Source organism: Xanthomonas cissicola, assembly GCF_008801575.1.
Classification (GTDB): Bacteria; Pseudomonadota; Gammaproteobacteria; order Xanthomonadales; family Xanthomonadaceae; genus Xanthomonas; species Xanthomonas cissicola.
This window is the reverse complement of record NZ_VZPL01000121.1, coordinates 1-5807: the sequence shown is the minus strand read 5'-3', so window position 1 is coordinate 5807 and position 5807 is coordinate 1. Positions and strand designations below refer to the sequence as shown.

5 protein-coding genes and 1 pseudogene are annotated in these 5807 nt (G+C 61.7%); 1 reads left to right on the top strand and 5 read right to left on the bottom strand.

Annotated features, from left to right (window positions below; all coding sequences use genetic code 11):
* A partial coding sequence (locus tag F7R02_RS23760) for a transposase (protein ID WP_151210039.1) occupies window positions 1-187 on the bottom strand: 187 nt, incomplete at its 3' end.
* Between the two features lie 70 nt (window positions 188-257).
* On the opposite strand from F7R02_RS23760, the gene F7R02_RS23755 reads away from it, so the two are divergent.
* Window positions 258-743: a hypothetical protein gene (locus F7R02_RS23755; protein ID WP_078583315.1), complete on the top strand. Its 486-nt coding sequence runs from the start codon at window positions 258-260 to the stop codon at window positions 741-743.
* A gap of 168 nt (window positions 744-911) precedes the next feature.
* Here F7R02_RS23755 and F7R02_RS23750 read toward each other — a convergent pair whose 3' ends face one another.
* The 4 genes and pseudogenes from F7R02_RS23750 to F7R02_RS23735 all read right to left on the bottom strand — a co-directional run.
* Entirely contained in the window at window positions 912-1631 is a 720-nt protein-coding gene (locus F7R02_RS23750) for a M23 family metallopeptidase (RefSeq protein WP_039582480.1), read from the bottom strand.
* A gap of 2 nt (window positions 1632-1633) precedes the next feature.
* Window positions 1634-2563, bottom strand: coding sequence for a L,D-transpeptidase family protein (locus tag F7R02_RS23745; RefSeq protein ID WP_172397220.1), 930 nt, complete (start codon window positions 2561-2563; stop codon window positions 1634-1636).
* 385 nt (window positions 2564-2948) lie between these two features.
* Window positions 2949-5663, bottom strand: coding sequence for a TonB-dependent receptor (locus F7R02_RS23740; RefSeq protein WP_078589690.1), 2715 nt, complete (start codon window positions 5661-5663; stop codon window positions 2949-2951).
* A gap of 26 nt (window positions 5664-5689) precedes the next feature.
* Window positions 5690-5807, bottom strand: a pseudogene (locus F7R02_RS23735) (IS5-like element ISCARN85 family transposase); the annotation flags it as partial.

Here is a 5807-nt window from a genome sequence, read left to right as displayed (position 1 = left end):
AACGGTTCATGCGTGTGTAGACCGTATGCCAGTTGCCAAAGCGCTTGGGTAGGCCGCGCCATTTGCAGCCATGCTCGGCAACGTAAAGGATGGCGTTGACCACTTGCAGGTTGGTCATGCTGACATTGCCGCGCTGCGCCGGCAGGCAGTGTTCGATCAGAGAAAATTGTGCTGGCGTGATCTCCATGCCCAATAGTTTAATCGCTCGGGCCATTAGTGTTAACAGGCCCTAGCTCGGCCTTCAGTAAGGATACGCAATGTCGATCCAGCCAAGACCTCTGCTGAGCATTACGTTGTTCGCGATGATCGGAGCCTCAGGCTATGTCAGTGGCGCCGAGCAGAAGCCTACTTCTGCCAATGTGATCCGTGGCCTGGGCGAACGTGTTCCGGCCGGTGCAAAAAATATCAGCCTGTCACGGTTGTTCAAGGTCTACTCTTTCGAGAAAGATGGGCTGAAGTATGTCCAGATCAATTCGTTAAGGGACGAAGTCTTGACGGTCATGATCGTGACTCCGGGCGCACAGCAACAACTGCCGGTTGGGTCTGCCGCACAAACGCCCATGGCAATTGTCAATGATGAGAATGCCAAGCCGCTCGGCATGGTGACGGCAGCCGCAACGTGCCCCTGCAGCAGTCAGGTCGTCTATGATGATCCCTATGTCCGTATCGTGGTCATTTATGGAGCGAACGGCGAATATATTCAGACCGTGACCATCAATAAGCAAACGACTCATGAAAAATGAAGGCGTGGCTTATAAGCGTCCATCAAACTTGTATCGATGTGATGATTTTTCTTTCAAGCGCCCGGTAAATCCGGGCGCTTTAGTGTTGGGGCGAGGTGCTGAATAAGTCTGTATCGGGCTGCCAGATCCGCTGAAAGAAGAGATGTCGGTGCGGAACTTGCCTCGCTGTCACTGCAACATCTGATCGCCGTGCAAGACGGGGTAAGGATTCAATGCGTCCCCCTTCCACCACTGTTTTTCCGGCCCCAGGCGGTGGATCTCGAAATGCAGATGCGGTGCGGCGGGATTGGCGTTGCCGGTGCTGCCGACATAGCCAATGACCTGGCCGCGCTTGATCGATTGTTTCTCCGCCAAGCCGTCGGCATAGCGCTCCAGGTGCGCGTAGTAATAGCAGTATTTGCCGCCGGGCTCGAACTGGTACACGGTCAGGCCGCCCCGGTCGCTGGTGAACAGTTTCTCCACCGTGCCGTCGGCAACTGCCACGACCGGTGTGCCGGTGGGAGCGAGGATGTCGATGGCATCGTGCACGCGGCCTTCGCTGCGCGCATCGGTGAAGGTGTCTTGCAGCTGGCTGGCGCTAATGCCCTGTACCGGAATCAGCAAGCCGCTGCCCGGTGCCGCAGCGGCAGGCGACTGCGCTGGCGTCGTTGCTACGGGCATGCCGGCGGGCGCGGCATCGGTCAGTGGTGCCGAGGCAGCCATCGGTGCTGCCGCGGCGGTCGCTGCAGGGGCTGCCATCGGCGCGGCACTCGCTGAGCTGCGGTCTGTCGCGATGGGAGCAGCGCTGGATGACGGCTCTACTTTTGCTTCCGGCGCGGTGCGTTCCAGCCACCAATAGCCGGCCGCACCCAACACGACGCCCACCACCAAAGTCATCAGCAGTTTCATGTTTATTCCTGCATCACCACCGGCACCGACTGGCCGACCACGCTGGCGAGGGCGACCACGTCCCAGTTGGTCAGCCGCACGCAGCCATGCGATTCGGTCTTGCCGACATGGCCGGGCTCCGGCGTGCCATGCAAACCGTAATGCGGCTTGGACAGATCGATCCAGACGCGGCCAACCGGATTGTTCGGACCCGCCGGCAAGGTGGCTTTCTGCTCGCCCTTTTTCGCGTCCCAGAACAGTTTGGGGTTGTACTTGAACACCGGGTCGCGCGAGATGCCGAGAATTTTCCAGCGGCCAATCGGCAGCGGGTCGTGCTTGCTGCCGGAAGACACCGGGAATTGCGCATAGACCTTGCCGTCGGCGTCGAATAGCCGCAGCGTGGAATCGGATTTGTCCACTACCAGCTTGGCCGGTTTGGCCAGCGGCGGCACGCCGTCGATGTTGGGTACTTGAATCACGCTGCCGGCCTTGCTCAGATCCACGCCAGGATTGAGTTGGCGCAGCAGCGCGGGGTCTGCGTGGAAACGTTCGCCCAGCGCTTCGTCGACGGAGGCGTAGCCAAGCGCAGTCAGCTTGGCCTGTTCGGCAGGCCCTTTGGGAATGGGCTGGAACGGGCCGGCGACATCGGCGTCGGTAAGCGTGTACCGCACCAGGGCCGGCGTGGTATCGGCCTGCAAGGCCTGCCAGGTAGCGTCATCCAGCTCGCCGGTGGCCTTGATGTTGTGAGCGGCCTGGAACCCGGACACTGCGCGCTTTTGATTGGAGCCGCGCTCGCCGTCGATCTGGCCCGGCGAAAAATGCGCGCGATCCAGCAACACCTGCGCGTGCAGATCCGAGCGCGCGCCGGTGGGGACATCCTTGGCCGCGGGAGTCGCGGCCGATGCAGGCGCAGGGGCAGGCGCAGACTGCTGCGCTTGCGCCAGCGCAGACAGGGAGGTGCCCAGTGCAAGGGCAAGCAAGCAGACGCGAGCGTAGGAGCGTGGTGGCATGTGCAGGTCCGAAAGAGGCATGCGCGCACCTTGCCGCAGCCGCCTGCGTTTTCTGCGTGAAATCGCTGCACCGGTACTGACTGGTAAGCGGTGAGATGCGGCATTGCGGTGGGCATTGCCGCCGGCGCAATCGACGGACGCAGCACACCGTTGTGATGGAGCCTTGCGTGCCGATACCGATACCGACGCCTCGGCGCGATGATACGGCGGCGGTGCAATCGCGTGTCGAGCAATGGCGCTGCGCCAGCCGCTAAATAGCACGTAGGCAATGGACGCAACGGCGTCCTTTGCGTTGAAAGATCGCCGCTGCAGCGTGCCGGTCTTTGGATCAGTACGTGTAGCCCAAGGTCAGCATGTAGGTGCGCCCGGTTTGCACATAGGCACCGTCGGCGCCGGGATCGTAGGCCATGTAGCGCTTGGACTTGCCCTGCGTTTCGTAGAACGTGGCGGCATTGAGCAGGTTCTTTGCCGACACGCCGACATCGATATGGTGTGGCAAGTGATAGGTCGCGTTGAAATCCAGCGACTTCACCGGCTGCAGGTAGTAATTGAGGCGGTCGGTGGTGAGCCCCAGCAGTTGCAGGCCGGTGTAGTTGTAGCTCAGGTCCGTCCGCAGATGGGTGTCGTCGTAGAACAGGTCCAGGTTGTAGATGCGCTCCGGCGCACGCGGCAGCCAGGTCTTTTCCGACTGGTCGCTGCGTTTGCTATCTGCCTGGCTGTGCTGCAGCGTGAGGTTGGCGGTAACACCGAAATTGCTCCAGAGGCCGGGCAACTGTTGCAGCCGCTTGCTCGCTGCCAGCTCGAGCCCATAGAGCTTTGCGGTGCCGCCATTCTGCGGCATGGTCACCGGCACGCCATTTTCGAAGGTGGTGCCGGTTGGCACCAGGCCGCCCAGGGTGCTGTCGTTGCTGGTGGCCGATTGCGAGGTATAGATGAAGCCATTGATGCGCTTGTAGTACGTCGAGGCGCTGAGCACGCCGCCCTCGTGGTCGTAGAATTCGGCAGACAGGTCGGCGTTGTCGGCGGTGCTCGCCTGCAGGTTGGGGTTGGGCTTGGAGATGCCGACCACCTTTTGGGTGTCGTCGATCGAATACACCGTCTCGCCGGAAACCAGCCCGAACGCCGGGCGGCTGAAACTGCGGCGCAACGACGCGCGATACACGGTGAGATCGTCCGGCCGATAGTTGACGCTGATGCCCGGCAAGACCTTACCGTAGGTACTGCCGCTGCCGACGAAACGGCCGGTGCTGCCATCGCCGCTGGATTGCCAGGAGTCGGCCGAATACTGGGTCAGTTCGTAACGCACGCCGGGCAGGATGCTCACCTTGCCGAGATGCAGCGCGGCCATCGCATAGCCAGAATAGATCGCCTCGGTGCTGGAGGTGGTGTTGGCGTTGTAGTCGTTGGCGGTATAGATGCCTGCGCCGTTCGGGTCGTCGACGTATTTGTAAGGCAGCGCCTGCGCGCGCATCCAGCCGCGATCCAGCAGTTTGAACGGCCCCGCGTAATGACCGTCGAATGCATTGTAAGTGATGCGGCCGGGAATCGCGCTCAGCGGCGGGCCGCCGGCGGTGGGAAACGCGTAATTGGGGCCGCCAAAGTACGGGCCGTTGGTGACGAAGTTGCCATCCTTGTGGAAGAACGGGTGGTCATAGGCATCGCGCTCGGAGTGATCGGCCGACAGGCCAAGTTTGACGCTGTCCAGCACAGCGCCATCGACCTGATACGCGATATCGGTATGCGCGTTGAAACGGTTATCGTGGCTGCCGGCGTCGTGGCCCTGCACCTTCCACAACAGCGAAGAATCCAGGTTGTAGAAGAAGTCCTTCAGCGCCGGCGAGCTCGGGCCGATGCTTGGGTAGGTGGGGTCGCTGAGGTCGAAGGCGAAGCTGCCCGGAGTAAACCCGTACAAGCTGGCCGACACATAATCCGGCCGGCTGCGGGTGCCGCGGCCGAACGAGGTGCCGTAGTCGACGTGCAACCGATCGAGCGTGGTCTGCCCGCCCAGTTGCAAGGTGGCCAGGGTCTCGTCGATATCGTGCGTATTGAAGTACCCGCCGCGCACCGCCGTGGGCTGGTTGCGATAGGTCTCCAGGCGCGCACTGGACTGGTCCTGCGTGCCGGTCACGCCGTAGCTGCCGTAGATGGCACGTGCATACAGCGCGCTGGTGTCGCCCTGCCAATCCAGCGACAGGTTGCCGCCATAGCGTTCGATCTGGCTGGCGTACAGGCTGTATTTGTAGCGGGTGCTGATCAACGGGCCAACATCGCGCAAATCGGTGGCCGCGGCGAGCGCAGGGTCGGCGGGCACGTATTTGCTGTTGGGCGCCGGTGCCTGCGCCATGTTGTTGTTCTTGCCGTAGTAGGCCGATGCGTAGATGCCGAAGGCATCGCCTTGCCCGAACTTCCAGGCCAGCTCCTGCTGGAAGGTGCCGCCGCTGTCCTTGCCACCCAGGTGGTTGGCCAATGCGTTGAACTGGCCTTGCGCGGTGCTCTTGGCATAGACGTCCTGGTCGAAATCAAACGCATTGGGAGTGCGCATGTCGATCGCACCGCCGATCGAATCGCCGGGCATGTCGGGCGTGGGCGATTTGGAGACCTGCACCGACTGGATGCCGAACGGCGCCAGCATGTTCAAGGAGATGGCGCGCGTCGAGGAGTCGGTTTCTGGCATGCCGAACCCGTTGAGCGTGTATGCGTTATAGCTGGCGTCCATGCCGCGGATGCTGACGTAAGCGTTCTCGCCGGTGGTGGCCTGGCCAAGATGCATGTCGCTGTAGGACGACAACCCCGGCATGTGCGCCACCACATCGGCAATGCCGCCGGAGGGAATCGCATCGATCTGCTGCTTGCTCATCACGCTGTTGACGCTATTGGACAGGCGCTGTTCGTTGAGCGAGCCCGGCGCAGCGGCGTGGGTGGCTTGCACGTTGACCGAGTCCAACGTGGTGGTGGTCATCTCTGCAGCGTACGCAAGCGACGGTGCGCAAAGCACCGCGGCAATGGCGCAGCTCAAACGATGGAAGGGCCGGAAAGACTGCATGTTGGGGCTCGCGTGATTAGGGCCTGTTAACACATCCGAAGCCCATCAACGACTAGGACGAAGCTGAGGAATCCAAGGAACATGACATCCAGCTTCTCGAAGCGCGAGAAAATCCGGCGGTAGCCTTTCAAGCGACGGAACAGT